Raw genomic sequence first — 26419 nt, forward strand, 5'->3', positions numbered from 1 at the left:
CGTGACGCCTGAACCCCACTCCCCGACCGGAACGGACTCCCTGGCCGGCCCGCCCCCCGGCTGCCCCGCACACCGCCTCGGCCCCGGCGGGCTGCGCCGGCTGTACGGCCCCGAGGCGGAGAACCTGTCGGCCGTGTACGAGAAACTCCGCAGCGAGCACGGCCCCGTGGCCCCCGCGCTGCTGCACGAGGACGTACCGATCTGGGTGGTGCTCGGCCACAGCGAGAACCTGCACATGGTGAGCACCCCCTCGCAGTTCTGCCGCGACACCCGGCAGTGGACCGCCCTGCAGGACGGATCGATCAAGCCGGACCACCCGCTCATGCCGCTGGTCGCCTGGCAGCCGATCTGCTGTCACGCCGAGGGCAACGAGCATCTGCGGCTGCGCGGAGCGGTCACCGGTGCCATGTCGACCATCAACCACCGCGGCATCCGGCGCCACATCAACCGCGCCACCCAGCACCTCGTCAACCAGTTCTGCGAGGAGGGCCGGGCCGATCTGGTCGCCCAGTTCGCCGAGCATCTGCCGATGGCGGTGATGTGCCAGATCCTCGGCATGCCCGACGAGTACAACGACCGGATCGTGCACGCCGCCCGCGACATGCTCAAGGGCACCGAGACCTCCATCGCCAGCAACGCGTACATCATGGACGTCCTGATGCGGCTCACCGTCCGCCGCCGGGCCGAGCCCGAGGACGACTTCACCAGCCATCTCATCAACCACTCGGCGCGGCTCAACGACGAGGAGGTCGGCCAGCATCTGCGCGTCATCCTGATGGCCGCCTACGAGGCCACGGCCAACCTCCTCGCCAATGTGCTGCGCCTGGTGCTCACCGACCCGGGCTTCCGCGCACAGCTCAACGGCGGCCAGATGACGGTGCCTCAGGCGGTCGAGCAGTCCCTGTGGGACGAACCGCCGTTCAGCACCCAGCTCCCCTATGTCGCCAAGCAGGACACCGAGTTGGGCGGCCAGCGGGTCCGCAAGGGCGACGGACTCCTGCTGGGCATCGCGCCGGGCAACGTCGACCCGCGTGTCCGCCCGGACCTGTCGGCGAACATGATGGGCAACCGCTCCCACCTCGCCTTCAGCGGCGGCCCGCACGAGTGCCCGGGCCAGGACATCGGCCGCGCCATCGCCGACGTCGGCGTCGACGCGCTGCTGAACCGTCTTCCGGACATCCAACTCGACTGCGACGAGGACGAGTTGCACTGGCGTACGTCCATCCTGAACCGGCACCTGGTGGAACTGCCGGTCCGCTTCGAGGCGAGGCCCCAGCAGGATGTGACGGCGAAACCCGGATACATCGGCGTCCCGGCGCAGCGCACCGACTGGGAGGTCGGCATCGGCCGGCCCGAGCCGGTCGCTCCCGCCCCGAGCCCCGAGCCGTCGACGCCGCCGCAGGCCGCAACCGCACCCGCACCCGCGGAACCGGCCCGCCCAATGGGCGCATGGCGCCGGTTCCTGCGCTGGTGGCGCGGCTGCTGACCGGCTCCGGCCGGTGGACTCCGGTGCCCGCCGCACGAGTCGGAGCGGGCGCCGGAGTCAGACGGCGGCCATACGGTACCGGTCGGTGCCCTTGTGCCAGTGGTACGAGCCCGCCGCCCAGCCCTGGATGGCACGGGCGTGCCGCAGCACGGCGTGCCGGGTGGCGTGGTCCGCGCGCAGATCGCGCAGCGCCTGCGGCAGATCGGTCCGGACCGTTTCGTCGAGCGTCCTGACCCGGCCGGTGAGAATGCGGTCGACGAGGGAGACCGCCTCGTGCAGCGGTATGTCGTACAGTTCCCGCGCCACGTGCACGATGTTGTTCCTTGCGGCCCCTTCGCGGACCTCCTTGGGGTAGGACACGATGTCGTTGTGCAGATCGACCGTGTCCCGGAACGAGTTGATCAGCACGGTGAAGGGCCGGGTCGCGCGAATCTCCTCGGTCATCTCCCAGCCGAGCGAATGCTCCATCAGCAGTGCGCTGCATCCGGCCGCCCCGAAATCGCGGCGCATCTCGGTCTGTTCGACGAGATCGGGGTATCGGCGGCGCGTGAGATTGTCCGCCTCCCACAGCGAGGCTTCCAGGAACTGCCGTACGGAATGGGTGTAGAGGACGCGCCACGCGCGCGACGCCGAGGGGGCCGTGCGGTGCCACAGGTCCAGCAGCGCCCGCTCCAGCGGATGTTGCGGAGCCGGGCCCGAGCCGTAGGCCGTCACCGGCAGGAAGGCCATCAGCCGCTCGATGCGCTCCAGGATCCGGGAGCGGTGGCCGAGCTCCTCGCACCACGGCAGGAAGACGTCGTCGAGGCACCAGATGACGCTGTGCCAGCTGGACAGCAGCTCCAGTTCGGCGGCGGAGGCGTGGGGGTAGGTCAGCGCGGTGAACAGGGTGAAGTCCGCCCGGTCGAAGACCTCGGCGCTCCACCCGCCGTGCAGCGAGTCGGTGTGCTGGGGCTCCAGCAGGCCGAGCGACCATGCCCAGGCCCGGACGCGTGGCCGGACATCCTCCAAGTGCGGGTTCACCGTGGCCTTGAACGGCATGTAGAACGCGGGTAGTTGGAAGGTGTCCAACACGGTTGCCTCCTGAGTGGTGACGGTGTCCTTCTGCACCGCACGTACAGGGCCTGCTGACGGAACCGGTCGAAGAAAAACTGGCCAACTGGTGCCGAGCGCCGAATTGCACAGGTCCATGGAGGGGGATTCGTACAGGGAGCTTTCCATGAGCCGCGAGAAGGGGCACTGGGTCTTGTCCGCTGTTCCGAGCAGCCATGACGGCGGTCTGAATGGGAAGTTCCGGTATTACCTCGGAATACGACCCCGCCCCGCATTTCCGGCGAGTTGTTGTTCGGTTTTATGGGGTGTCGCGCTGCATAAGTGACGCCATAAGAGACGCGGACGGTCGTCCGGGGTTGCTACCGCGCACCCAACACGACATGAAGTCATGGTCCGAGCCTCCGCAAGAACGTCCTACTTGTGGCTGTACACCCCAGCGTGCGTGTGTCTCCGGTGTCCGTGAAGGAGCGTAGGAGGAGCGTATGACGGCACACGAGGGGCGCACTTGGTTGAAATGTTGTCATGCGTGGCATCGATCCGAAAGGGTTGGTTCTGATTCGTTCACGGCTGTGCGAGTGAACTGGTGGGAAATGCGCGGCACTTGTCACCGCGTGAGCCGTGAGCGGGGGCTGTCATTCCGCCTTTGGGACAAAGAATGGTCGGACTTGGTCGGTCAACGACCGGCCCAGTTCTCGTAGGAGGCCCAGGCTTCCAGGCTGCGGCCGCTTCGGAACCGGTGCTGTGCCCCCGTGACCGGATCGGTGAACGCCAGCGTTCGCGCCAGGAGTTGCAACGGGCGCCGGAAATCGCCGGCCGGCACGGCGTCGGTCACCACGGGGTAGAGCGGATCGCCGAGGATGGGCGTACCGAGCCTGTTCATGTGGACGCGCAGCTGATGGGTCTGCCCGGTGCTCGGCACGAGCCGGTACCGGCCGAGACCGTCCGCCCGGTGCTCCGCCAGCTCGATGCGGCTGACCGCGTTCGGTTCGCCCTCCACCTCGTAGGCGGCGAGCACACCACGCACCTTCACGATCCGGCTGCGCAGGGTCCGGGGAAGGTCAAGTCCGGGTTCGTGCGGGGCGATCGCCTCGTACTCCTTGTGAACCAGCTTGTCGCGGAACAGCGACTGATAGGCGCCGCGCTTCTCGGGCCGCACCGTGAACAGCACCAGCCCGGCGGTGAGCCGGTCGAGGCGGTGCGCGGCGCCCAGGGACGGGATGCCCAACTCCCGGCGCAGCCGCGCGAGAACGGTCTCGGTGACATGGCTGCCGCGCGGGGTGGTGGCCAGGAAGTGCGGCTTGTCGACGACGACGATGTGCTCGTCGCGGTGCACGACCTCCAGCGGGAAGGGCACCGGAACCTCGCTCGGCAGTTCGCGGTGGAACCACACGAACATGCCGGGTTCGTACGCCGTGTCGGGCGCGACGGCCCGTCCGTCGGCGCCGACGATCCGGCCGGCGGCGAACATCCCGTCGACGACGCCGGGCCCCGCCGCGCTCAGCCGCTCCACCAGATACTCCCGCGCGGTGGCCCAGGGGCCCCCGGCGGGAAACCGCACCCGCACCGGATCGACCCCCTGCCGCTGCGGCAGGGGGGAGGGCGGAACGCGCGGCCTTCGACTCATCACGATCAAGGGTACGGCGCCGGGTAGGACTGCCGGACCTTGCGCCGCTCGCTCGAACGCGATACATCGTGTGTATTGACGTGCACTGGCGAGTCGAGATATGTTCGGCCACGGATATTCGTAGACGAGGCAGCGGACGAGGCAAGTGAGGTGACCGTCATGGCGATGAAGCGCCGCAAGCTCAGCAACCCGCTGGCGCTTGCCGTGATGGTCACGCTCTGGCAGAAGCCGATGCATCCGTACGAGATCGCCCAGACCCTGCGCAGACAGGGGAAGGACGTCACCACGAAGATCAACTACGGCTCGCTCTACACGGTCGTGCAGAACCTCCAGAAGCACGGCTTCGTCGAGGTCGCCGACGTCGAGCGGCAGGGCAACCGGCCCGAGCGCACGGTCTACGGGCTCACCGAGGCGGGGCGGGAGGAGATGGCCGACTGGCTGTCCGATCTGCTGGCCGTCCCGGCCAAGGAGTTCCCGATCTTCGAGACCGCGCTGTCGCTGCTCGGTGCCCTGCCGCCCGACGAGGTGGTGCGGCTGCTCGAGGAGCGGCTGCAGAACCTCGAGGTGGAGGTGGCCGGCGGACGCGCGGCGCTGGACAAGCTCAGCGAGACGCTGCCGCGGCTCGTCCTCGTCGAGGTCGAGTACCAGTTGCACATGGTCGAGGCGCAGGCGCGGTGGGTCCGCGGTTTCCTGGAGGAGATCGAGAAGGGCACGCTGCCCGGCGTCGACGCGTGGCGCCGCTTCCACGAAACGGGGGAGCTGCCACCGGAGTTCACCCAATGAAAAGGACCCCGGCCGGGCTGTTGGAGCAGCGTGGCCGGGGTCCCGAACCCCGAGCTGAGTCCGCCGTGCGGCGGCGCCAGGCGATCGAGGTGCGGCACACCCAGGATAGCCCGGCGCTCCCGGCACGGACGGATCAGCTGTCATCCGCTGTCATCCGCATATCAGGAGAGCTGTCATCATGAGTACCACCCGTGCGCCCGCCGTGGAGGCGCGCCAGCTGATCAAGACCTACGCCGGTGATGTCACCGCGCTGCGCGGCATGGACGTCACCGTCGAACCGGGCACCGTCTTCGGGCTCCTCGGGCCCAACGGCGCCGGCAAGTCCACCACCGTCAAGATCCTCACCACCCTGGCGAAGCCCGACTCGGGCACGGCGACCGTCGCCGGACACGATGTGCTGCGCCACCCCGACCGGGTGCGCCGCGCGATCGGCGTGGTCGCCCAGGGCTCCGGCGCCGACCCGGTCGCCACCGGCCGCGAGAACCTCCAACTCCAGGGCAGGCTCTACGGGTTGAGGGGCGCCGACCTGAGCAGTCGTGTGGCCGAGCTGCTCGACCGCTTCAACCTCGCCGACGCCGCGAAGCGGCCCGTCAAGGGCTACTCCGGCGGCATGCGGCGCCGCCTCGACGTCGCCCTCGGCCTGGTGCACCGGCCCGAGGTGCTCTTCCTCGACGAGCCCACCACCGGTCTCGACCCCGAGGCCCGTACCGCCATGTGGGACGAGATCGACCGGCTGGCGGGCGAGGAGGGACTGACCATCCTGCTCACCACGCACTACCTCGACGAGGCCGACCGGCTCGCCGAGCGCGTCGCCATCGTCGACCGCGGCAGGGTCGTCGTCGAGGGCACACCCGACTCCCTCAAGGGCGAGCTGCGGGGCGACGCCATCCATCTGGAGCTCAGGGAGGCGGTCGGCGACGCCGGCCGTACGCTCCTGGAGGGCGCCATCGGCCGGCTGTCCGGCCTGCACGAGGTGCTGGTCGACGGGCGCCGCGTCAGCGTCCGCGCCGACGACGGAGCGGCCGCCGTACCGGCACTGCTCACGGCCCTGGACCGGGCCGGGGTGGGGGTCGCCGCCGCGACCGTCGCCCGGCCCTCCCTCGACGACGTCTACCTGCGCTATGCGGGCCGCCGTTACTCCGAGGCGGACACCGAAGCGACCGACGGCCTCGTCCTCGCCGGAGGTGCGCGATGAGCACGGCGATCTCCCAGACCTGGTACATGACCCAGCGTCAGCTGCTGGTGTTCACCCGGCAGCCGGCGTACGCGATCATCACCCTGATCCAGCCGGTGATCTGGCTCTTCCTGTTCGGCAACCTCTTCAAGAAGATCGTCGAGCTGGGCGGCTTCGGGACGACCAGCTATCTCGACTACCTGGTCCCCGGCGTGGTGGCGATGAGCGCGCTCAGCTCCAACATGTGGGCCGGGATGGCCACGTTGGAGGAGATCCAGCGCGGCACGCTCAACCGGTTCCTGACCACCCCGGTCAGCAGGGCCGCGCTGATGAACGGCAACGTCGTCAACAACGGCCTGGTCACCGCGTTCCAGTCGGTCGTCATCGTGCTGCTCGCCCTTGCGGGCGGCGCCGACTACCCGGGCGGCGTCGTCGGGGTCGCCGTCCTGGTCCTCGCCTCCGTGCTGCTCGGCACGGTCTTCGGGGCGCTGTCCAACGCGCTGGGCATGCTGGTGCAGGAGCGCGAGTCGATCATCGGCATCAACACCTTCCTGCTGCTGCCGCTGACGTTCCTGTCCAGTGCCTTCATGGCGCCGTCCCAGATGCCCGGCTGGATGCGGCACATCGCCGACTTCAACCCGCTCAACTGGGCGATGATCGCGGGCCGTTCGGCACTGTCCGAGAACCCCGACTGGGGTGATGTCTCCAGCCGCGGCGGCGCGCTGCTCGTGCTGGCGGTGGCGGCGGTGTGGCTGTCGATCCGCACGTTCCGGTCGTACCAGCGCAAGGTGTGAGCACGCCGAAGGGGGTGGCACCTCGGTGAGGTGCCACCCCTTCGGGACAGCTCTCACGCGGCCGGCGCCGAGCCCTCCTGCTCCTGCTCGATGCGCGCGTTCCACTCACGCTTGGAGGCCTGCCAGCCGTCCTCGTTGTGACCGAGCCGCCAGTAGCCGGAGATCGACAGGTCCTCGCGCGGGATCTGCAGCTCGACGCGCAGCAGCTGGCGCAGCTCCTTCACGAAGTGCGCCTCGCCGTGCACGAACGCGTGCAGCCGGCCCTCGGGGAACTCCAGGGCGCGCACGGTCTCGCACAGCAGCTCGCCGACCGGCCGCTCACCGCGGTGCAGCCAGACGACCTCCACGTCGGAGTCGATCTTCTGCTCCTCACCGGGGCCGGAGACCTCGACGAAGGCATGCGCCCGGACACCGTCGGGCAGCGACTCCAGGGAGCGGGCGATCGCGGGCAGCGCGCTCTCGTCGCCGACCAGCAGATGCCAGTCCGCGCTCACATCGGGGGCGTAGGCCCCGCCGGGGCCCATGAACCGGACGGTCTCGCCCGGCTGGACGCGCGCCGCCCACGGGCCGGCCAGGCCCTCGTCGCCGTGGACCACGAAGTCCAGCGTCATCTCCAGTGACTGCGCATCCCAGGCGCGCACGGTGTAGGTGCGCGTCACCGGCCACTGCTCGCGCGGCAGTTCCTCGCGGATGCGCTCCATGTCGAAGGGCTCCGGATAGGTGATGCCGTCGGCGGGCGGGAACAGCAGCTTCACATAGTGGTCGGTGCAGGTGTCGGCCGCGAAGTCGGCCAGCCCTTCGCCTCCGAGGACCACGCGCTGCATGTGCGGGGTCAGCCGCTCGGTGCGGACGACCTGCGCGGACCGCGCCCTGCGTGGCTTGCGGGCCGGACGTTCTGCCATGGCGACCTCCCCTGCTCCGTGCTTAGGTTTACCTAAGTTAGCACGACGGGGGAGTTCCTCTTATGCGCCGAGCGTGGTCAACAGGCGCTGCAGCGACCCGCCCAGACCCCACCGCGCCGCCAGCTCCTCCAGGGCCGCCGGGTCGCGCGGGGCGTGCGGCAGGGCCGTGTCGACGTCCGGCAGCGGGACGTCGTCCGCGACCTTGACCACCTTCGGCGCCACCGCGACGTACGGCCGCGACTCGTCGAGCCGCTTGCGCTGCGACGGCGTGAGCTTCGCCTTCGGGTCCTCGACCGCGGCCATGATCCCGGCCAGGTCCCCGAACTCGGCGAGCAGCTTCGCGGCCGTCTTCTCGCCGATCCCGGGCACGCCCGGCAGCCCGTCGCTCGGGTCGCCGCGCAGCAGCGCCAGATCCGCGTACCCCCTGCCGTCGACCCCGTACTTCTCGCGCAGCCAGGCCTCGTCGGTCAGCTGCAGCGTGCCGACGCCCTTGAGGGGGTAGAGCACGCGTACCCCGCGCGCGTCGTCCACGAGCTGGTACAGGTCGCGGTCGCCGGTGACGATGTCGACCGGACCCTTCGCGCGGGCGGTGAACGTGCCGATCACGTCGTCCGCCTCGTAGGGCTCCACGCCCACGCGTGCGATGCCCAGGGCGTCGAGGACGGCCTCGATGACGGGCACCTGCGGGGAGAGCGTGTCGGGCACCTCCTCCTCGTCCGGGCCCGCCGCGCGCTCCTCGGCGACGCGATGCGCCTTGTACGAGGGGATGAGGTCGACCCTCCACTGGGGGCGCCAGTCGGCGTCCATGCAGGCCACCAAAAGGTCGGGACGGTGGTCCTTGACCAGGCGGTCGATGAATTCCAGCAGCCCGCGCACGGCGTTCACCGGTGTGCCGTCCGGGGCCTTCACGGACTCCGGGACGCCGAAGTAGGCGCGGAAGTAGAGCGAGGCGGTGTCGAGGAGCATCAGTCGTCCGGTCACGTCTCGCATCATGCCGTACGGCACTGACAGTCACCCGGCCACAACCCCAGTGTGACGAGTGCAAACGCCCTGTGAACAGGCCAACTGGTGGGTTTGGACTGGACCACTTTGGGCAGGCGCCGCCCCGGAGCGATGCGGTTGCCCCTTCAACCGGTCATGCCCTGTCGGCTCCAGTTCCTGTCGTCGAGCAAGAGGGCTTCGCGTGTCATCCAGGCTTGAGGCCGAACATCTCTACAAGGTGTTCGGCAGACAACCAGACAAAGCGGTCGAGCGGCTCCGGCAGGGGGCCGATCGCGAGGAACTGCGTGCCGACGGCACCACCGCCGCCGTGATCGACGCCTCCTTCACCGTCGAACCCGGCCAGATATTCGTCGTCATGGGCCTGTCCGGATCCGGCAAGTCCACGCTGCTGCGCATGCTCAACGGTCTGCTGGAGCCGACCGCCGGACATGTCAGCTTCGACGGGCAGAACCTGACCGCGCTCGGTGCCCGCGAACTGCGCGAGGTGCGCGCACGGAAGATCAGCATGGTCTTCCAGCACTTCGCACTGTTCCCGCACCGCAGTGTCCTGGAGAACGCGGCCTACGGCCTGGCCGTGCAGGGCGTGCCCCGCGCCGAGCGCGACAAGCGCGCCGGCGAGGCGCTGGCCCTGTGCGGTCTGGCCGGCTGGGAGGAGTCCTGGCCCGACGAGCTCTCGGGCGGCATGCAGCAGCGCGTGGGCCTGGCCCGCGCGCTGGCCACGGACGCCGACCTGCTGCTGATGGACGAGTCGTTCAGCGCGCTCGACCCGCTGATCCGCCGCGACATGCAGGACCAGCTCCTGGAACTGCAGCAGAGGTTGAAGAAGACCATCGTCTTCATCACCCACGACCTCAACGAGGCCATGCGCCTGGGCGACCGGATCGCCGTCATGCGCGACGGCGAGATCGTCCAGACCGGCACCGCCGAGGACATCCTGCTGCGGCCGGCCAACGACTACGTCGAGTCCTTCATCAAGGACGTCGACCGCTCCCGGGTGCTGACCGCGTCCGCCGTCATGGACCGGGACGTCCGCGGCGACGAGGCGGACTGCGGCTGCGAGAGCGACTGCGAGACCGCGACGCCCGACACGCCGTTCACCGAACTGTGCGCGATGAGCGCCCGGTTGACCCACCCGGTGGCCGTGCTCGACGACAAACGCAAACTCGTCGGGGTGGTACCGAGGCAGCGCCTGGTCGGCTTCCTCGGCGACGAGAAGGCGGTGACCCGTGCCTAGGATCCCGCTCGGCGACTGGGTCAACGACACGGTGGACTGGCTGCTCGGCCATGCCTCGTGGCTCTTCGACTTCTTCAAGACCGTCTTCACGGGCACCTACGACGGCATCAACGCCGTCCTCCAGGCACCCCAGCCCCTGCTGCTCGCGGGCATCTTCGCCGTGCTCGCGTTCTGGCTGCGCGGCACCTTGGCCGGTGTCCTCACCTTCGTGGGATTCGCCTTCGTCGACTCCCTCGAACTGTGGGACGACGCGATGGTGACCCTCGCACTGGTCCTCGTCGCCACGATCATCGCACTGGTGATCTCGGTGCCGGTGGGCATCTGGGCCGCGCGCTCCAACCGGGTCAGCGGAGTCGTCCGCCCGATCCTGGACTTCATGCAGACCCTGCCCGCGATGATCTACCTCATCCCGGCGATCCTGTTCTTCGGCACCGGCGCCTCCGCGGGCATCGTCGCCACCCTGATCTTCGCGCTCGCCCCCGGCGTCCGGATGACCGAGCTGGGCATCCGCCAGGTCGACAAGGAACTGGTGGAGGCCGCCGACGCGTTCGGCACCACGCCCCGCGACACGCTCCTGCGCGTGCAGCTGCCGCTCGCCCTGCCGACCGTCATGGCCGGCGTGAACCAGGTCATCATGCTCGGCCTGTCCATGGCCGCGATCGCCGGCATGGTCGGCACCGGCGGCCTCGGCGGCGACGTCAACGAGGCCATCGGGCAGCTCAACGTCGGCCTCGGCTCCGAGGCAGGTGTCGCGATCGTGATCCTCGCGATCTACCTGGACCGGATGACCGGCGCGCTGGGCAGCCATGTCTCCCCGCTGGGCCGCCGCGCCGCCGCCAAGGCACGCGCCGCGCAGGGCGTGAAGATCTGGTCGTACCGGCCGAGCCCGCAGATTGCCGTGGTCGGCGTCGTCGTCCTTGCCCTCGTGGCGGGCGGCATGGGCATGTTCGGCTCCGGCTCGGGCGGTTCCGCCGTCTCGGACGGCAAGAACGTCGGTCAGGGCAAGAAGGTCTCCATCGGCTACATCCCCTGGGACGAGGGCGTCGCCTCCACCTTCCTGTGGAAGGAGATCCTGGAGGAGCGCGGCTACCAGGTCGACGTCAAGCAGTTCGACGCCGGCCCGCTCTACACCTCCCTCGCCCAGGGCAACATCGACTTCGAGACCGACTCCTGGCTGCCGACCACCCACGCGCAGTACTGGAAGAAGTACGGCAGCAAGCTCGACGACCTGGGCTCGTGGTACGACCGGACCTCGCTGGAGCTGACGGTCCCGGCGTACATGAAGGACATCAACTCCCTGTCGGACCTCAAGGGCAAGGCGTCCACCTTCGGCGGCAAGATCACCGGCATCGAGTCCAGCGCCGGTGAGATGGCCCTGCTCAAGAGCAAGGTGCTGAAGGAGTACGGCCTCGACAAGGAGTACAAGGTCGTCGACAGCTCCACGCCCGCCATGCTCGCCGAGCTCAAGCGGGCGTACAGCAAGCAGGAGCCGATCGTCACCACGCTCTGGTCGCCGCACTGGGCGTACAACGACTACAAGCTGAAGAAGCTCAAGGACCCCAAGGGCGCCTGGGGCAAGGGCGACGGGGTGCACACGCTCTCCCGCAAGGGCTTCGCCAAGGACAACCCTGTCGTCGGCAAGTGGCTGAAGAACTTCATGATGAGCGAGAAGCAGCTCACCAGCCTGGAAGCCGAGATCAACAAGGCGGGCAAGGGCAAGCAGCAGGACGCCGTGCGGGCCTGGCTGAAGGACAACCCCGGGGTCGTCGACAAGCTGGCCCCCGTCTCCGGCGGCGCGGGCTCCACCCCGGCCGAGGCCAAGCGGCCGGTGAACGTCGCCTGGTTCCCCTGGGACGAGGACGTCGCCGTCACCTACCTGTGGAAGAACGTCCTCGCAAAGCGCGGCTACAAGCTGAACCTGAAGCAGATGGACGTCGGCCCGGTCTACACCGGCCTCGCCTCCGGCGACCTGGACGTCAACTTCGACGCCTGGCTGCCGTATGCCCAGAAGAACTACTGGGACAAGAGCAAGGACAGCCTCAAGGACCTGGGCACCTGGTACCAGCCGACCTCGCTGGAAGTCGCCGTGCCCTCGTACGTGAAGGGCGTCAAGTCGCTGGAGGACCTCAAGGGCAAGGCGTCCACCTTCGACGGGAAGATCATCGGGATCGAGCCGGGCACCGGCGAGATGAACCTCCTCAAGACGAAGGTCCTGCCGGGCTACGGCCTCGACAAGGAGTACAAGGTCGTCGACGGCTCCACCCCGGCGATGCTGGCCGAACTCAAGCGCGCCTACGCCCAGAAGAAGCCGGTCGCCGTCGTGCTCTGGTCGCCGCACTGGGCCTACAGCCGCTACGACCTCACCAAGCTGAAGGACGACAAGAAGCTCTTCGGCGAGGGCAACACGATCCGCACCATCACCAATGAGAAGTTCACCGGGCAGTACCCGCAGCTCACCAAGTGGATCAAGGGTTTCCACATGAGCGAGGGCGAGCTCGGCAGTCTGGAGAGCGAGATCAATCAGCAGGGCCAGGGGCATGAGGAGCAGGCGGTCGCCGCGTGGGCCAAGAAGCACCCCGAGGTGGTCGGCCGGATGACGCCGTAGTGACCCCGGGTACGAAAAGGATCCGGCCAACCACATAGCGCTACATCTTCACCTGAGCCTCACCGCCCACTCGTCCGGGGCACCGACGGCACCGCACCCTCCAGCGCGGTGCCGAAGGCGCCCCGGACGCATGTGCGCAGGCGTGCGGTAGCGGCCAACCGGACCGACGCCACCGGGTCCGTGACGGCCTCGTGCATCAACTGCCCGCCGCGGCAGGGGACTTCGTCCTCCGGCGGGCAAGCCCTGATCACGGGCCTGATCGCATGCGGCGGGCGAGGGCAAGCGCCGGGAACACATGCGCTCGTGCGCGCATTGAAACGAAGAAAACGAAAGAAGAGGACTACGGTGCCGATCGCCGGCGGGCGCGGACGGGCGTCCCGCGCGCGAGGGCGGGCGTATTCCCGCGAGGGAGTCGTCCGCAGGTCGTGCCGACCCGTGCCGGCCGGCGATCCGCGTCCTGTGCGCCGGCTGTGCCGGCACCGGCCCGGGCGGGCGTCCGGGCCCCCTGGTCAGCGTTTTCGCCCTTGAGGTGGAATCCGCGTCCGACGGGCCGTGCGGGCTCAGCGGGCGCCGGGAATTGGCGAATTGACCGCACGCGGTGTTTACGAGGATGTGACGGGCGCGTGAAACGGTTTGCCGAACCTGCGTAAGGTGCAGAGAACTCTTCAGAAGCACCGCCCGCGGACGGCGAAGCTCAGCATGGCGAACCGCCGCACGGACCACGAGCCAAGGAGGGAGCGGGAGCGATGGGCGACCACAAGGAACAGCCCCTGCGAGTGGGCGCGGCCGTACGGCGACGGCGCCGGGCGCTGCAGCTCACCCTCGCCGTCGTGGCCGAGCGCAGCGGCCTGTCGGTCCCGTTCCTGAGCCAGGTCGAGAACGACCGGGCGCGGCCCAGCAGAGCGTCCCTGGAGAAGGTCGCCGACGCGCTGCGCACCACCGCCGTCGAACTCCTCGCCGCCGCCGACCCGGCGTGCAGCGTCGACGTCGTGCGCGCGGAGACGTGCGAGCCGCCGGACCGGCCGCGGGTGCGTTCCCTGGTGCGGGGTCACCACCAGATGCACGCCTCGGAGTTCACCGGCGACCATGACGCGGGCCGTGAATTCCAGTACCGCAACGACCAGTTGATGTACGTCGCCGACGGCGCGGTCGAGATCGAGGCCGAGGGGCGCGCCTACCGGCTCGGCCGCGGGGACACGCTGTATCTGACCGGCGGTGTGCGGCACCGCTGGCGGGCGACGGTGTCGGACACCCGCGTCGTCGTCGTCGCGGTGGCCGAGCACGTCGAGGCGGTCCAGAACCGGTCGCGGTAGCCGCGGATGCGCGTCGTCTCCCTCGTGCCGTCCCTGACGGAGGCGGTCGCCGTCTCGCTGCCGGGCGTCCTGGCCGGGGCGACGGACTGGTGCAGCCACCCCGCCGACCTCGCCGTCCCCCGTGTCGGCGGCACCAAGAACCCGAAGCTCGACCGCGTTCTCGCCCTCGCCCCCGATCTGGTGATCGCCAACGAGGAGGAGAACCGCGAGCCCGACCTCGACGCCCTGCGCGAGGCGGGGGTCGAGGTCCTGGTGACCGAGGTGCGGGACGTGCCGCAGGCCTTCCGGGAGCTGGACCGGGTGCTGGAGGCCTGCGGGGCGGTCTCCCGGCCGCGCTGGCTGGACGAGGCGGAGACGGCCTGGTCGCGGCTGCCGGACACCGGGCCCCGCCTGACGGCCGTGGTGCCGATCTGGCGGCGGCCGTGGATGGTGCTGGGCCGCGACACGTTCGCCGGTGACGTCCTGGCCCGGCTGGGCGTCGACCACCTCTGGTCGGCTCACCCCGAGCGCTATCCCCGCGTGCCGGTCGAGGAGCTGCGGGCGGCCGCCCCCGACGTCGTCGTGCTGCCGGACGAGCCGTACCGCTTCACCGCCGACGACGGCCCCGAGGCCTTCCCGGGGCTGCGCTGCGCTCTCGTCAGCGGACGTCATCTGACGTGGTACGGACCGTCGTTGGCCCAGGCCCCGCGGGTGCTGGCCGAGGTACTGCGAGCAGCTCGCCGCTGACCAGACCGCGGGCCGTGCACACCGAGGCGGCGCCCCATGCGGCGACGAGCAGGGCGTACAGCCCGACCGCCAGCCAGTCGTAGGCGAGCAGCCCGGTGCGTCGGGCGAGGACCTCGGCGCCCGTGACGCACGTGCCGACAGGGAAGGTGAACGCCCACCACGTCATCGAGAAGCCCATGCCGTGCCGCCGCGCCCGCAGCACCTGGGCGGCGGCGAACGCGAGCCACAGCAGCGCGAAGCCCATGACCGGGACGCCGTACAGTACGACGAGGACGTCCAGTCCCTCGCTGTACGGCGCCGGTACGACCCCGGGTGCGGCGTCCGCGACCTTGCCGACGGCGGTGGTGGACTGGCCGAGCGGGCCGAGCACCAGGAACAGGGCCGGAGTGAGGGCGAGCGGCAGCGGCGCGCCGGTGATCAGCCGGGCGAAGATCACCGGCAGCATCACCAGGGTCGCCAGCAGGCTGAGCCCGAACATCGCGAAACAGGCGAGGAGCAGGGTCTCGCGGGGCTGCCCCGGCGGCAGATGCGGTACGAGCAGCGGGCCCTGCGACGCGGAGACCATGGGCGCGACGACGGGCAGCAGCCACACCGGGGAGGCCTGCCCCGGCTCGATCCGGTGCCGTACGGCCATCAGGTACGGCACCGCCACGGCGGCCACCAGTCCCACCACCGTCCCGGCGGTGAACAGTACGGCGTCGAGGGCGAGCGCCGCCTGCTGGCCGATCCAGTCGCGGCCTACGGCGAGGGCGCCGCCGCCGACGGCCAGCAGGGCCATGGAGAGACAGCCGTAGAAGGGGGCGGCTGACGGGTCCAGGAGATGGGCGCGGGCCTGGTCGGGGTGGTGGGTCCAGTGCAGGGCGCGGGCGACGAGCAGGGCGGCGAGCAGGGCGAGGGAGAGTACCCACACGGCGGTGCACAGGGTGCGCAGGCCGGGGATGTGGACGGGGGCGTGGCCGAGGACGTGGCCGGGGAGGCCCACTCCCGCCGTGCCGACGATGGCGGTGCCCATGACGGCGGCGTACCAGTTGGGTCCGAGGTGACGGACGGCCGCGGCGCGAGGAGTGCGTGGGGCGCGTGCGGTCGCGTGCGGAAGGTGCTGGGCTGCGGTGACCATGCGTTCACGGTCCCGTGGGCGGGGGTGGGCCACCAGGGAGTGTTGTTCTATCGGGGCATAACCTGGGGTTATGAGCGAAGAGGGTGCGCGGGCTTTCGGCGGTGCGGGCAATCTGGCGCACCGGGTGCCTGATCTCGGGGCGCTGGAGCTGCTGCTGGCGGTGGCGCGGCTCGGCAGCCTGGGCGCGGCCGCGCGGGAGGTGGGCATCACCCAGCCGGCGGCCAGCAGCCGGATCCGGTCGATGGAGCGCCAGCTGGGCGTGGCCCTGGTCGACCGTTCCCCGCGCGGCTCGCGTCTCACGGACGCGGGCGCGCTGGTCACGGACTGGGCGCGGCGGATCGTGGAGGCGGCGGAGGCCTTCGACGCGGGGGCGCAGGCGCTGCGGGACCGGCGGGACTCGCGGCTGCGGGTGGCGGCGAGCATGACCATCGCCGAATACCTCCTCCCCGGCTGGCTCCTGGCCCTGCGGGCCGAGCGCCCGGACACGGCGGTGTCCCTGCTCGCGGGCAACTCGGCGGCGGTCGCGCAGCGCCTGCTCTCCGGCGAGGCTGACCTCGGCTTCGTGGAGGGCGTCGACGTCCCGCACGGCCTGGACTCCGCCGTCATCGCCCACGACCACCTCATCGTCGTGACCGCACCCGGCCACGCCTGGGCCCGCCGCAGGCGCCCCCTGGCCGCCTCCGAACTGGCGTCGACCCCCCTGATCCTCCGCGAAAAGGGCTCCGGCACCCGCCAGGTCCTGGACGCGGCCCTGGGCGGCCTGGCCCGCCCCCTGATCGAACTGTCCTCCACAACCGCGGTGAAGGCGGCAGTAGTCAGCGGCGCGGGCCCCGCCGTACTGAGCGAACTGGCCGTGAGGGAAGAACTGGCGATGCGCCGGTTGGTGCGGGTGCCGGTCGAGGGGGTGGCGCTGGCGCGCGACTTGCGCGCGGTCTGGCCAACGGGCCACCGCCCGACGGGACCGGCCAGGGGGTTGCTGTCGCTTACGCGGGGGTAGCGCTGCGCTCGGCTTTGGCGGGTGGGGGCGGGGCACGGGGGCGGTGTTTGGACGGCGGCGGGTGCTTGCGGTGCGGTGCTCGGGCGGGTTGCTTGCGGGATGGTGGCGGCGGGCCGTGGGGCGGGGGTGGGGCTGCGCGGGCGCGGAGTTCGCGCTTGGCGGCCGGGGCCAAGGGTGCGGTGCTCGAACGGCGGTCGGTGCTTGCGGCGCGGCGCGCAGTTGGGCCTTTCCTGGGAAGCGGTGGCGTGCCGTGAGGCGGGGGTGGCGCTGTGCGCGGGCGTTGGCGGCTGATGTCCGCGGCGCGGTGCCCAGTCGTGCCGCTTCCGGGACGGCAGCGGTGTACCGCGACGCGGGGTGCTGCCGCGCGCGGGCGCAAGCCTCCGTGTGAGCCCGGCAGGCTTGCGGCTGCCGCAGCTGGCGGTGCGGCGCTCGATCGGTGGGCGGCGTCTGCCGATCGGTCGGTGCTCAGGGGGTGGTCGGAGGCCGCTCCGCCGCCTTCACCAGGGCCCGCATCACCCGCACATCCGCCCCCATCTCCGGGTGCCACTGCACGCCCAGCACCCACCCCTCGGCCGAAGGCAGCTCCACCGCCTCCACCGTGCCGTCCGCCGCATACGCCGAAGGGAGCAGGCCAGTGCCTAGGCGGTCGATGGACTGGTGGTGGTACGTCGGGACGGACGTCTCCTCCGGGACGGCGGTGGCGTAGCGGGTGCCGGGGACCGGCTTGACCGGGTGGTGGCCGAAGGTGCCGACGACCTCCGCATGGCCGTCGAGGTGCTGGACGAGGGTGCCGCCGAGGGCGACGTTCAGGAGCTGCATGCCGCGGCAGATGCCCAGCAGGGGGACGCGGGCCGCCAACGCGGCGTCGATCAGGGCCAGTTCCCAGGCATCGCGGGCAGGGGCGGGCGGCCCGGTGCGGGGATCGCGCTCCGCGCCGTAGCGGGCCGGGTCGACGTCCGGGCCGCCCGCGATCACCACGCCGTCCAGCCGGGACACGACGTCCGCGGCCCGGGACGCCTCGTCGGGCGGCAGCATCACCGCCATGCCGCCCGCCCGCTGCACCAACCGCGGATAGCCGGCCGGCAGCAGCGCCGCCTCCAGCTCCCACACGCCCCAGCGCGCCGCGGCCTCCAGATACGTACTGACACCGATCAACGGCCCGCCCGCCATAACGTCCGTCCTCCCGCTCAGAGCAATGGACTCGAAAGAAACCTTTGGTTACGCCAGAAATCCCCTGAGCAGCGCGGCCGTCCCCGCGCAGTGCTCCCGCATCATCGTCCGTGCCCCGTCCGCGTCCCGGTCCAGGACCGCCTCGACGAGGGCGACGTGCTGCCGCTGCGAGTGCTCCAGGTTGCGTACGAGCAGGGGGATGCAGTCGAGCAGGTCGTTCACCGTGGCCCGGACCGCCGCGTACTGCGCGGTCAGCGTCGGCGAGCCGCACAGCTCCGCGAGCGTGAGATGCAGCAGGGTGTCCAGCCGGCGGTACTCGGCGAGCGGAGCGTCGCCCGTGCGGTCCAGTGCCTCGCGCAGCCGGTCGGCCTGCTCCTTGCCGAGCCCGTGCGTGGCGCACAGACCCGCGGCCCCCACCTCCAGGACCTCCCGGAAGCGCAGTACGTCCTCGATGTCGACCTCGGCGATCCGGCGCCGCAGCTCGTCCTCGCCGCCCGCGTCCGCGCGGGGCAGCACGAAGGTGCCGCCGTAGCGCCCGCGCCGGGACTCCACCAGGCCCTGGTCCTGCAGCACCTTGAGCACCTCGCGCAGCGTCACCCGGCTGATCCCGAGCCGCTCCGACAGCTCGCGTTCGGCCGGCAGCCGCTCGCCCCCCGGCACCAGACCCAGCCGTACCACCTGCAGGATCTGCTCCAGCGCCTCCTCGAAACCGTTGCCCGCGCGCACCGGCCGCAGTACCGGCGTCAACCGGTCGTCCGGGCCGCCGTCGGCATCCACCGACACTCGCCGCACCCCCTTCCCAAGCAATGGTTCTCCGGAATACCTTATGGCTTCCGGCCCGGTGGAAAAAGCGCAGCAGCCGAAGGAGATCTCCCGTGGCAGACCGCACACCCCCACTCGGCGTCGAGGAGCTGCACGCCCTCGTCGCGAGCGGTGAGATCGACACTGTCGTCCTGGCCTTCCCCGACATGCAAGGGCGGCTGCAGGGCAAGCGGTTCGCCGCCCGCTTCTTCCTCGACGAGGTCCTGCACCACGGCACCGAGGGCTGCAACTACCTCCTCGCCGTCGACACGGAGATGAACACCGTCGACGGCTACGCCATGTCCTCCTGGGACCGCGGCTACGGCGACTTCGCCATGCACCCCGACCTCACCACCCTGCGCCGCGTGCCGTGGAACCCCGGCACGGCCATGGTCGTCGCCGACCTCGCCTGGAACGACGGCTCGCCCGTCCTCGCCGCCCCGCGGCAGATCCTGCGCCGCCAGCTCGACCGCCTCGCCGAACACGGCTTCACCGCCCAGGTCGGCACGGAGCTGGAGTTCATCGTCTTCAAGGACACCTACGAGCAGGCCTGGGACGCGAACTACCGCGGCCTGACACCGGCGAACCAGTACAACGTCGACTACTCGGTGCTCGGCACCGGCCGGATCGAGCCGCTGCTGCGCCGCATCCGCAACGAGATGGCGGGCGCGGGCCTGACCGTCGAGTCCGCCAAGGGGGAGTGCAACCCCGGCCAGCACGAGATCGCCTTCCGCTACGACGAGGCCCTGCGCACCTGCGACCAGCACGCGATCTACAAGACCGGCACCAAGGAGATCGCCGCCCAGGAGGGCGTGTCGATCACCTTCATGGCCAAGTACAACGAGCGCGAGGGCAACTCGTGCCACATCCACCTCTCGCTCGCCGACGCCGCCGGCAACAACGTCATGCCCGGGGACGGCGAGGGCGGCATGTCCGACGTCATGCGCTACTTCCTCGCCGGACAACTCGCCGCGCTGCGCGACTTCTCGCTCCTGTACGCCCCCAACATCAACTCCTACAAGCGGTTCCAGCCGGGCTCCTTCGCCCCCACCGCCGTGGCCTGGGGCCACGACAACCGCACCTGCGCCCTGCGCGTCGTCGGCCACGGCCGCTCCCTGCGCTTCGAGAACCGGCTGCCCGGCGGCGACGTCAACCCCTACCTCGCCGTCGCCGGTCTGGTGGCGGCCGGGCTGTACGGCATCGAGCAGAAGCTGGAACTGCCCGATGCCTGCGCGGGCAACGCGTACACCGCCGAGTACGAGCACGTCCCGACCACGCTGCGGGAGGCCGCCGCGCTCTGGGAGAACAGCCCGATCGCCCAGGCCGCCTTCGGCGACGAGGTCGTCGCCCACTACCGCAACATGGCGCGCGTCGAGCTGGAGGCCTTCGACGCCGCGGTGACCGACTGGGAGCTGCGCCGCTCCTTCGAACGCATGTGAGGCCCTTCGTGTCGAACGAGTCCGAGCTCGAGGTACTGAACCCGGCCACCGAGGAGGTCGTCGCCACCGTCCCCGCCGTGACGGCCTCCGACGTGGACGCGGCCGTCGTACGCGCCACCGCCGCACAGGCCAGGTGGGCCGCGCTGCCGCCCGCCGACCGGGCCCGGCTGCTGCGCCGGTTCGCCGTCTCCGTCGACGAACACCTGGAAGAACTGGCCCAGTTGGAGGTCCGCGAGGCCGGCCACACCGTCGGCAACGCCCGCTGGGAGGCGAGCAACGCCCGTGACCTGCTCGACTACGCCGCCGGGGGAGTGGAGCGGCTGATGGGCCACCAGATCCCGGTACCGGGCGGCCTGAACGTCACGATCCCCGAACCGCTGGGGGTCGTCGGCGTCATCGCGCCCTGGAACTTCCCCATGCCGATCGCGGCCTGGGGCACGGCTCCCGCGCTCGCGGCGGGCAACGCGGTCCTCCTCAAGCCCGCCGAGACCACCCCGCTGACCGCGCTCCGCCTGGCCGAACTCGCTTTGGAGGCGGGCCTGCCCGAGGGCCTGTTCCAGGTGCTGCCCGGCCACGGACCCGTCGCGGGCAACGCCCTCGTCGAGCACCCGGGCGTAGCCAAGATCGTGTTCACCGGGTCGACGGCCGTGGGCAAGCAGGTGCTGGCGAAGGGCTCGGCGCTGCTCAAGCGCGTCACTCTCGAACTCGGCGGCAAGAGCCCCAACATCGTCTTCGCAGACGCCGACCTGAAGGCCGCGGCCGACCCGTTCTCCTTCCTCGACAACTCCGGCCAGGACTGCTGCGCCCGCACCCGGATCCTGGTCCAGGAGCAGGTGTACGACGAGGTCCGCGAGCTGCTCGCCGACGCGCTGTCCGCGGTGGTGGTGGGCGATCCGGGCGACGAGAAGACCCAGATGGGACCCCTGATCTCCCGTCAGCAACTGAACCGGGTACGGGAGTTCGTGCCCGCGGACGCCCCGGCCCTGCGCGGTGTCGCACCCGACGGACCCGGCTTCTGGTTCCCGCCGACCGTGCTCACGGGGGAGCGGCCCGACTCGCCGGCGGCCCGTGAGGAGATCTTCGGCCCGGTCGCGGTCCTGCTTCCCTTCACCGACGAAGAGGACGCGATCCGCCTCGCCAACGACACCCCGTACGGCCTCGCCGGCTCCCTGTGGACCCGCGACCTGGGCCGCGCCCTGCGCGTCTCGCGGGCCGTGCGCGCCGGCAACCTGTCCGTCAACTCCCACTCCGCCGTCCGCTACTGGACCCCCTTCGGCGGCTTCAAGCAGTCCGGCATCGGCCGCGAACTCGGCCCGGACGCCCTGGCCGCCTTCACCGAGACCAAGAACGTCTTCATCAGCACGGAAGGCCCCGCACAGTGACCGACACCCCTGTCTGCCGACGCCTGGTCGGCCGCACCGCCGTCATCACCGGAGCCGGCAGCGGCATCGGGCTCGCCACCGCGCGCAGGCTCGCCTCCGAGGGCGCGCACGTCGTCTGCGGCGACGTCGACGAGGCCCGCGGCAAGGCGGCCGCCGAGGAGGTCGGCGGGCTCTTCGTGAAGGTCGACGTCACCGACGCCGAGCAGGTCGAGGCCCTCTTCAAGACCGCCTTCGACACCTACGGCAGCGTCGACATCGCCTTCAACAACGCGGGCATCTCCCCGCCCGACGACGACTCCATCCTGGAGACCGGCCTGGAGGCATGGAAGCGCGTCCAGGAGGTCAACCTCACCTCCGTCTACCTGTGCTGCAAGGCCGCCATCCCCTACATGCGCCGCCAGGGCAAGGGCTCCATCATCAACACCGCGTCCTTCGTGGCGAGGATGGGAGCGGCCACGTCCCAGATCTCGTACACCGCGTCCAAGGGCGGAGTGCTCGCCATGTCCCGCGAACTGGGCGTGCAGTTCGCCCGCGAGGGCATCCGCGTGAACGCGCTGTGCCCGGGACCGGTCAACACCCCGCTGCTGCAGGAGCTGTTCGCGAAGGACCCGGAGCGGGCCGCCCGCCGTCTCGTGCACATCCCGGTCGGCCGGTTCGCCGAGGCCGACGAGATCGCCGCCGCCGTGGCCTTCCTGGCCAGCGACGACGCGTCCTTCGTCAACGCCACCGACTTCCTGGTGGACGGCGGGATCGCGGGCGCGTACGTCACACCGCTCTAGACATCCGGCTCCAACGAGTCCCCGATCCGAGAGTCCCGTTCCAGGAGTGCCGCTCCAGGAGTCGTGTACTGATCTTCGACCCCCGTCCTAGAGTGCCTCAATGAGCATGTCGCCCCCGCCCGGCTGGTATCCCGATCCGTCGGCCCCCCACCTGCAACGATGGTGGGACGGCACGGCCTGGACCGAGCACCGTGCCCCGGCCGCCGCGCCGACGGTGCCCGTGCGGCCGCCGTCGGCCGGGGGCGGCGGCTCCGGCCGGGCGAAGGTCGTCGCGCTGACCGCCGCGGGCGCCGTCCTGGTCGCGGCGATCGTCACCGGCGCGCTCTACGTCGGCAAGGGCGACGACGGCGGCGGCACCAACGTCCGTACCGTCCCGAACCCCGCCACCTCCGGCGCCTCACCGACGACCGGTGCCCCCTCGCCCTCGGCGTCCACGTCCCAGCCCTCGGCCGACGACCCGGCCGTGGTCACCGACCAGCTCAACGGCATCACGCTGCCGCTGCCCGACGGCTGGGTCAGACCGCAGTACGTCACCGAGGACGACGTCGTCATGACCACCGACGGGACCTACGACTGCCCGGGCGACCCCGGAGTGTGCCGGCACGGCCTCGTCATCTCCCGCACGGCGAGCGGGAGCGGCACCAGCTCTCCCGAGGCCCTCGCCAAAAAGGACATCTCCGACGCCGCCGACGCGGCCTACGACCGTGACCTCGTCGACCGGCGCCCCTACGGCGGCATCACGTCCCACAAGCAGGTCGGCTCCGGGCAGATCGCGGTCGCCGGACGGGCGGGGTACTACGTGCGCTGGCGCGTCAGGACGGCCAAGGGCCCCGGCGGCTACGTCGAGTCCCTCGCCTTCCCCTCCAGCGTCGGCACCGAGGCGCCGGTGCTCGTACGGTTCGTCTTCGACGCGGGCGAGGACGGGCCGCCGCTCACCGACATGGACAAGATCACCAGGGGCATCCGGCCGATCGACGACGCGGCCACCGGCGGCGGAGTGGGCAGCAGCATCGGCCCGACGGACTGAGGACCGATGCTCCGCGAACGGACGGGCCGCCAGAGGAAGCCGCTGGAGGAAGCCGCTAGAGGAAGGTGTGCCCTTCCCCGCGATACGTGGGAACGGTCGCCGTCACGGTCTCGCCCTCCACGAGATGCAGCACGTCGAACCGCTCGCACAGCTCACCGGCCTTGGCGTGCCGGAACCACACCCTGTCGCCGATCAGCAGGTCGTCGGCGGGGGAGCCGAGCAGCGGGGTCTGCACCTCGCCGGGGCCCTCCTGCGGGTCGTAGCGCAGGCCCTCGGGCAGATGGGGGACCGGCAGCCGGTCGCCGCCGGCCGCACCGGAGGCGGGGTATCCGCCGCCCAGCACCGTCACCACCCCGACCCCGGGGCGACGCACGACGGGCAGGGCGAACAGTGCCGCCGGACGCCCGCTGAACGACGTGTAGTTGTCGAACAGGCGCGGCACGTACAGCCCGGATCCGGCGCCGATCTCGGTGACCGCGTCCTCCGCGGCCGTGTACTGCACACTGCCGGTGCCGCCGCCGTTGACGAACTCCAGGTCGGGTACGACCGCCCGGATCGCGCGCACGACGGCGCCGCGCCGCTCGGCCAGCTCCCGGCGTGCGGTGGCCTGCATGAGCCGCACGGCACGCGACCGCAGCGGACGCCCGGCGACGGAGTCGCCGACGCCCGCGATGTGGCCCTCGTACGCCATGATCCCCACGACCTTGAAGCCGGGCCGCCGCGCGACGGCCCGCGCCATGTCGGCGACCTGGGCGGGGGAGTGCAGCGGCGAGCGGCGCGCCCCGATGCGCACGCGTCCACCCAGCAGCTTGAGCGAGGTGTCCAACTCCAGGCAGACCCGGATGACTTCGCGCCCGCCGTCGCGCGCCTCTTCGATGAACCGCAGCTGCGCGGGGTCGTCGACCATCACGGTCACGGCGCCGGCGAGCTTGGGGTCGGCGGCGAGCTCGGCGTACGCGGCGCGGTCCGCGGACGGGTAGGCGAGCAGGATGTCGTCGAAACCGCTGCGCGCCAGCCAGAGGGACTCGGCGAGGGTGAAGGCCATCACACCTGCGAACCCGTCCCGGTCCAGGACCCGCTCCAGCAGGGCCCGGCAGCGTACGGACTTGCTGGCCACGCGGATCGGCTTGCCGCCGGCGCGGCGCACGAGATCGTCCGCGTTGGAGTCGAAGGCGTCCAGGTCCACGATGGCCAAAGGGGCGTCCAGGTGGGCGGTGGCCCGGTCGTAACGGGCCCGGTCGGCGGCGCGCGCAGTCATGAACGAAGCCTGCCAGACAGGATTACCGCAGGGTAGGGGGACGTTCCGGGCAGATCCCCCGGGCTCGTGGACTGGTTCCCGAATCGACATCGGCAACCCGTAGAGTGACGCGCACGTACGGCGGAACGACGTCGGCCGCACACGGTGCCGACGGATGCCGGTCCGCTCGTACGGGTATGCGTGCCCCGGGACGGACTGACCCGGCGTCGACCGGTTGAGCGCACGGACGACGGCCCGCGTACTGGTAGTCGGCCCGGGCGCGAGGAAACGGGGGGTGCATGAGCACGGAAGCGCAGCACGCCTCGATCCCACCGCGTCCCTCCGAGCCGCCGACGGCCGGGGCGAACCCCGAACCCACCCAGGACGCGACCGAGACCCCGCCCTCCGCAACGTCCGGCGCCTGGTCCCCCTGGCACCGCACATCCTGGTCCCCCTGGGCCAACGGCGAAACGGACGGCACCCCGCCCCGTGCGACGTCCTGGGACGACAACGAGGACGATGTTCCTTTGCCCGCCGCAAGCAACCACGAGGCCGACGCCCCCACCCCCGACCACCTCGCAGCGTCGGCGCCATCCCCCCGGGAGCGCCGGGCGACCACGGACCGGCCGGCCGAGGGCTCTGCGTGGGGCTCGAGTTCCACGGGGCTCCCCGGCACCGGGCCCGCCCCAGCCACGGGGCACCGTCCCGGCGGCGCGGACGCGAACACGGGGGATGCGGTACGGCGCCCGGGCGCTCAGGCGGGCTTTACACGGCGGCCGGGTGTGCAGACTGACTCTTCGCAGCGTCCCGGTGTGCAGGCGGGCTCCTCGCGGCTTCCCGGCGTGCAGACGGGCTCTTCGCGCCATCCTGGCGTGCAAGGCGACTCCGCGCAGCGTCCCGGTGTGCAGGGGGACTCGACGCGGCGCCCTGGCGCGCAGGCCGACTCCGCGCAGGGTCCCGGCGTGCAAGGCAACTCCGCGCGGCGTCCTGGCGTGGAGGCGGACTCGACGCGGCGCCCTGGCGCGCAGGCCGACTCCGCGCAGGGTCCCGGCGTGCAAGGCAACTCCGCGCGGCGTCCTGGCGTGGAGGCGGACTCGACGCGGCGCCCTGGCGCGCAGGCCGACTCCGCGCAGGGTCCCGGCGTGCAAGGCAACTCCGCGCGGCGTCCTGGCGTGGAGGCGGACTCGACGCGGCGCCCTGGCGCGCAGGCCGACTCCGTGCAGCGTCCAGGTGGGCAGGCGGACTTTTCGCAGCCTCCCGGTGTGCAGGGGGACCCAGCGCGGCGCCCTGACGCGCAGGCCGACTCCGCACGGCGTCCCGGCGTGGAGGCAGACCCGGTGCGGCGTCCTGGCGTACAGGGGGACTCGACGCGGCGTCCTGGTGCGCAAGCCGACTCCGCGCAGCGTCCAGGTGGGCAGGCGGACTTTTCGCAGCGTCCTGGCGCGCAGGGGGACTCGGCGCGGCGTCCCGGCGCGCAAGCCGACTCCGCGCAGCGTCCAGGTGGGCAGGCGGACTTTTCGCAGCGTCCTGGCGCGCAGGGGGACTCGGCGCGGCATCCCGACGCGCCAGCCGACTTCGCGCGGCGTCCCGACAGGCAGGCGGACTCGGCGCAGCGTCCAGGTGTGCAGGCGGGCTCAACGCAGCGTCCCGGTGTGCAGGCGGACCCGGCGCGGCGCCCCGGCGCGCAAGCCGACCCCGCGCAGCGTCCTGGCATGCAGGGGGACTCGGCGCGGCGTCCCGGCACGCAGGCGGACCCGGCGCAACGCCCCGGCGCGCA

The 26419-nt window shown here is 71.3% G+C and carries 21 protein-coding genes; 13 read left to right on the top strand and 8 right to left on the bottom strand.

Translation table 11 applies throughout. The features are described 5' to 3' along the window. Position 1 precedes the first annotated feature (1 nt). Positions 2–1486: a cytochrome P450 gene (locus JYK17_RS25300; protein ID WP_128803538.1), complete on the top strand. Its 1485-nt coding sequence runs from the start codon at positions 2–4 to the stop codon at positions 1484–1486. 57 nt (positions 1487–1543) lie between these two features. Here the strand turns inward: JYK17_RS25300 and JYK17_RS25305 are convergent, their stop codons facing one another. Beyond that, the gene (locus JYK17_RS25305; RefSeq protein WP_128803539.1) at positions 1544–2557 is read right to left on the bottom strand and encodes a terpene synthase family protein; all 1014 of its coding nucleotides are present in this window, start codon (positions 2555–2557) and stop codon (positions 1544–1546) included. A 652-nt stretch (positions 2558–3209) separates the two neighbouring features. Next, the gene (locus JYK17_RS25310) at positions 3210–4160 is read right to left on the bottom strand and encodes an RluA family pseudouridine synthase (protein ID WP_222811233.1); all 951 of its coding nucleotides are present in this window, start codon (positions 4158–4160) and stop codon (positions 3210–3212) included. Between the two features lie 159 nt (positions 4161–4319). Here JYK17_RS25310 and JYK17_RS25315 point away from each other — a divergent pair, with 159 nt between their 5' ends. The 3 genes from JYK17_RS25315 (at position 4320) to JYK17_RS25325 (ending at position 6911) form a co-directional block, all read left to right on the top strand. Next, entirely contained in the window at positions 4320–4943 is a 624-nt protein-coding gene (locus tag JYK17_RS25315; RefSeq protein WP_222811234.1) for a PadR family transcriptional regulator, read from the top strand. 178 nt (positions 4944–5121) lie between these two features. Next, positions 5122–6138 (top strand): ATP-binding cassette domain-containing protein, encoded by a 1017-nt coding sequence (locus tag JYK17_RS25320; RefSeq protein ID WP_128803542.1) that lies wholly within the window; start codon positions 5122–5124, stop codon positions 6136–6138. After that, a complete protein-coding gene (locus tag JYK17_RS25325) occupies positions 6135–6911 on the top strand; it encodes an ABC transporter permease (protein ID WP_108011702.1) in 777 nt (258 codons plus the stop codon). The genes JYK17_RS25320 and JYK17_RS25325 overlap by 4 nt, the downstream gene beginning before the upstream one ends. Before the next feature lie 53 nt (positions 6912–6964). Here JYK17_RS25325 and JYK17_RS25330 read toward each other — a convergent pair whose 3' ends face one another. Both JYK17_RS25330 and JYK17_RS25335 read right to left on the bottom strand, forming a co-directional pair. Further along, positions 6965–7813 carry a siderophore-interacting protein gene (locus tag JYK17_RS25330; protein ID WP_128803543.1) on the bottom strand — a complete coding sequence of 283 codons (849 nt, stop codon included), beginning with the start codon at positions 7811–7813 and terminating at the stop codon, positions 6965–6967. Positions 7814–7873: 60 nt separating this feature from the next. Next, a complete protein-coding gene (locus JYK17_RS25335; protein ID WP_234548444.1) occupies positions 7874–8803 on the bottom strand; it encodes a 5'-3' exonuclease in 930 nt (309 codons plus the stop codon). A 193-nt stretch (positions 8804–8996) separates the two neighbouring features. On the opposite strand from JYK17_RS25335, the gene JYK17_RS25340 reads away from it, so the two are divergent. The 4 genes from JYK17_RS25340 to JYK17_RS25355 all read left to right on the top strand — a co-directional run bounded on the left by JYK17_RS25340 (position 8997) and on the right by JYK17_RS25355 (position 14693). After that, positions 8997–10049, top strand: a complete 1053-nt coding sequence (locus JYK17_RS25340; RefSeq protein ID WP_108011698.1) for a quaternary amine ABC transporter ATP-binding protein — start codon at positions 8997–8999, stop codon at positions 10047–10049. Continuing rightward, positions 10042–12654 carry an ABC transporter permease/substrate binding protein gene (locus tag JYK17_RS25345; RefSeq protein WP_222811235.1) on the top strand — a complete coding sequence of 871 codons (2613 nt, stop codon included), beginning with the start codon at positions 10042–10044 and terminating at the stop codon, positions 12652–12654. Before JYK17_RS25340 ends, JYK17_RS25345 begins: the two co-directional genes overlap by 8 nt. A gap of 746 nt (positions 12655–13400) precedes the next feature. Beyond that, positions 13401–13967 (top strand): helix-turn-helix domain-containing protein, encoded by a 567-nt coding sequence (locus JYK17_RS25350; RefSeq protein WP_108011694.1) that lies wholly within the window; start codon positions 13401–13403, stop codon positions 13965–13967. Positions 13968–13973: 6 nt separating this feature from the next. After that, positions 13974–14693, top strand: a complete 720-nt coding sequence (locus JYK17_RS25355) for a helical backbone metal receptor (RefSeq protein WP_222811236.1) — start codon at positions 13974–13976, stop codon at positions 14691–14693. On the opposite strand, the gene JYK17_RS25360 is transcribed toward JYK17_RS25355, so the two are convergent. Then, positions 14605–15810 (bottom strand): TDT family transporter, encoded by a 1206-nt coding sequence (locus JYK17_RS25360; RefSeq protein WP_222811237.1) that lies wholly within the window; start codon positions 15808–15810, stop codon positions 14605–14607. The two genes, JYK17_RS25355 and JYK17_RS25360, sit on opposite strands and share 89 nt — an antisense overlap. Positions 15811–15880: 70 nt before the next feature. Between JYK17_RS25360 and JYK17_RS25365 the strand changes: the two genes are divergently transcribed. Then, positions 15881–16807, top strand: coding sequence for a LysR family transcriptional regulator (locus tag JYK17_RS25365; protein WP_222811238.1), 927 nt, complete (start codon positions 15881–15883; stop codon positions 16805–16807). Between the two features lie 465 nt (positions 16808–17272). Here the strand turns inward: JYK17_RS25365 and JYK17_RS25370 are convergent, their stop codons facing one another. Next, on the bottom strand, positions 17273–17977 hold the full coding sequence (locus JYK17_RS25370; protein WP_108011686.1) for a gamma-glutamyl-gamma-aminobutyrate hydrolase family protein: 705 nt from the start codon (positions 17975–17977) through the stop codon (positions 17273–17275). A gap of 48 nt (positions 17978–18025) precedes the next feature. After that, a complete protein-coding gene (locus JYK17_RS25375) occupies positions 18026–18760 on the bottom strand; it encodes a FadR/GntR family transcriptional regulator (protein ID WP_222811239.1) in 735 nt (244 codons plus the stop codon). 92 nt (positions 18761–18852) lie between these two features. Between JYK17_RS25375 and JYK17_RS25380 the strand changes: the two genes are divergently transcribed. From JYK17_RS25380 to JYK17_RS25395, 4 genes are all read left to right on the top strand, one after another. Continuing rightward, entirely contained in the window at positions 18853–20217 is a 1365-nt protein-coding gene (locus JYK17_RS25380; RefSeq protein WP_222811240.1) for a glutamine synthetase family protein, read from the top strand. A gap of 8 nt (positions 20218–20225) precedes the next feature. Continuing rightward, complete coding sequence (locus tag JYK17_RS25385; protein ID WP_222811241.1) at positions 20226–21599, top strand: aldehyde dehydrogenase family protein; 1374 nt, start codon at positions 20226–20228, stop codon at positions 21597–21599. Beyond that, positions 21596–22378 carry a 3-oxoacyl-ACP reductase gene (locus JYK17_RS25390; RefSeq protein WP_108011678.1) on the top strand — a complete coding sequence of 261 codons (783 nt, stop codon included), beginning with the start codon at positions 21596–21598 and terminating at the stop codon, positions 22376–22378. Before JYK17_RS25385 ends, JYK17_RS25390 begins: the two co-directional genes overlap by 4 nt. Positions 22379–22484: 106 nt before the next feature. Continuing rightward, entirely contained in the window at positions 22485–23405 is a 921-nt protein-coding gene (locus JYK17_RS25395) for a DUF2510 domain-containing protein (protein ID WP_222811243.1), read from the top strand. Between the two features lie 55 nt (positions 23406–23460). Here JYK17_RS25395 and JYK17_RS25400 read toward each other — a convergent pair whose 3' ends face one another. Continuing rightward, the gene (locus JYK17_RS25400; protein ID WP_222811242.1) at positions 23461–24663 is read right to left on the bottom strand and encodes an amino acid deaminase/aldolase; all 1203 of its coding nucleotides are present in this window, start codon (positions 24661–24663) and stop codon (positions 23461–23463) included. Positions 24664–26419: the final 1756 nt, after the last annotated feature.

Source organism: Streptomyces plumbidurans, assembly GCF_019857225.1.
GTDB classification, from domain to species: Bacteria; Actinomycetota; Actinomycetes; order Streptomycetales; family Streptomycetaceae; genus Streptomyces; species Streptomyces plumbidurans.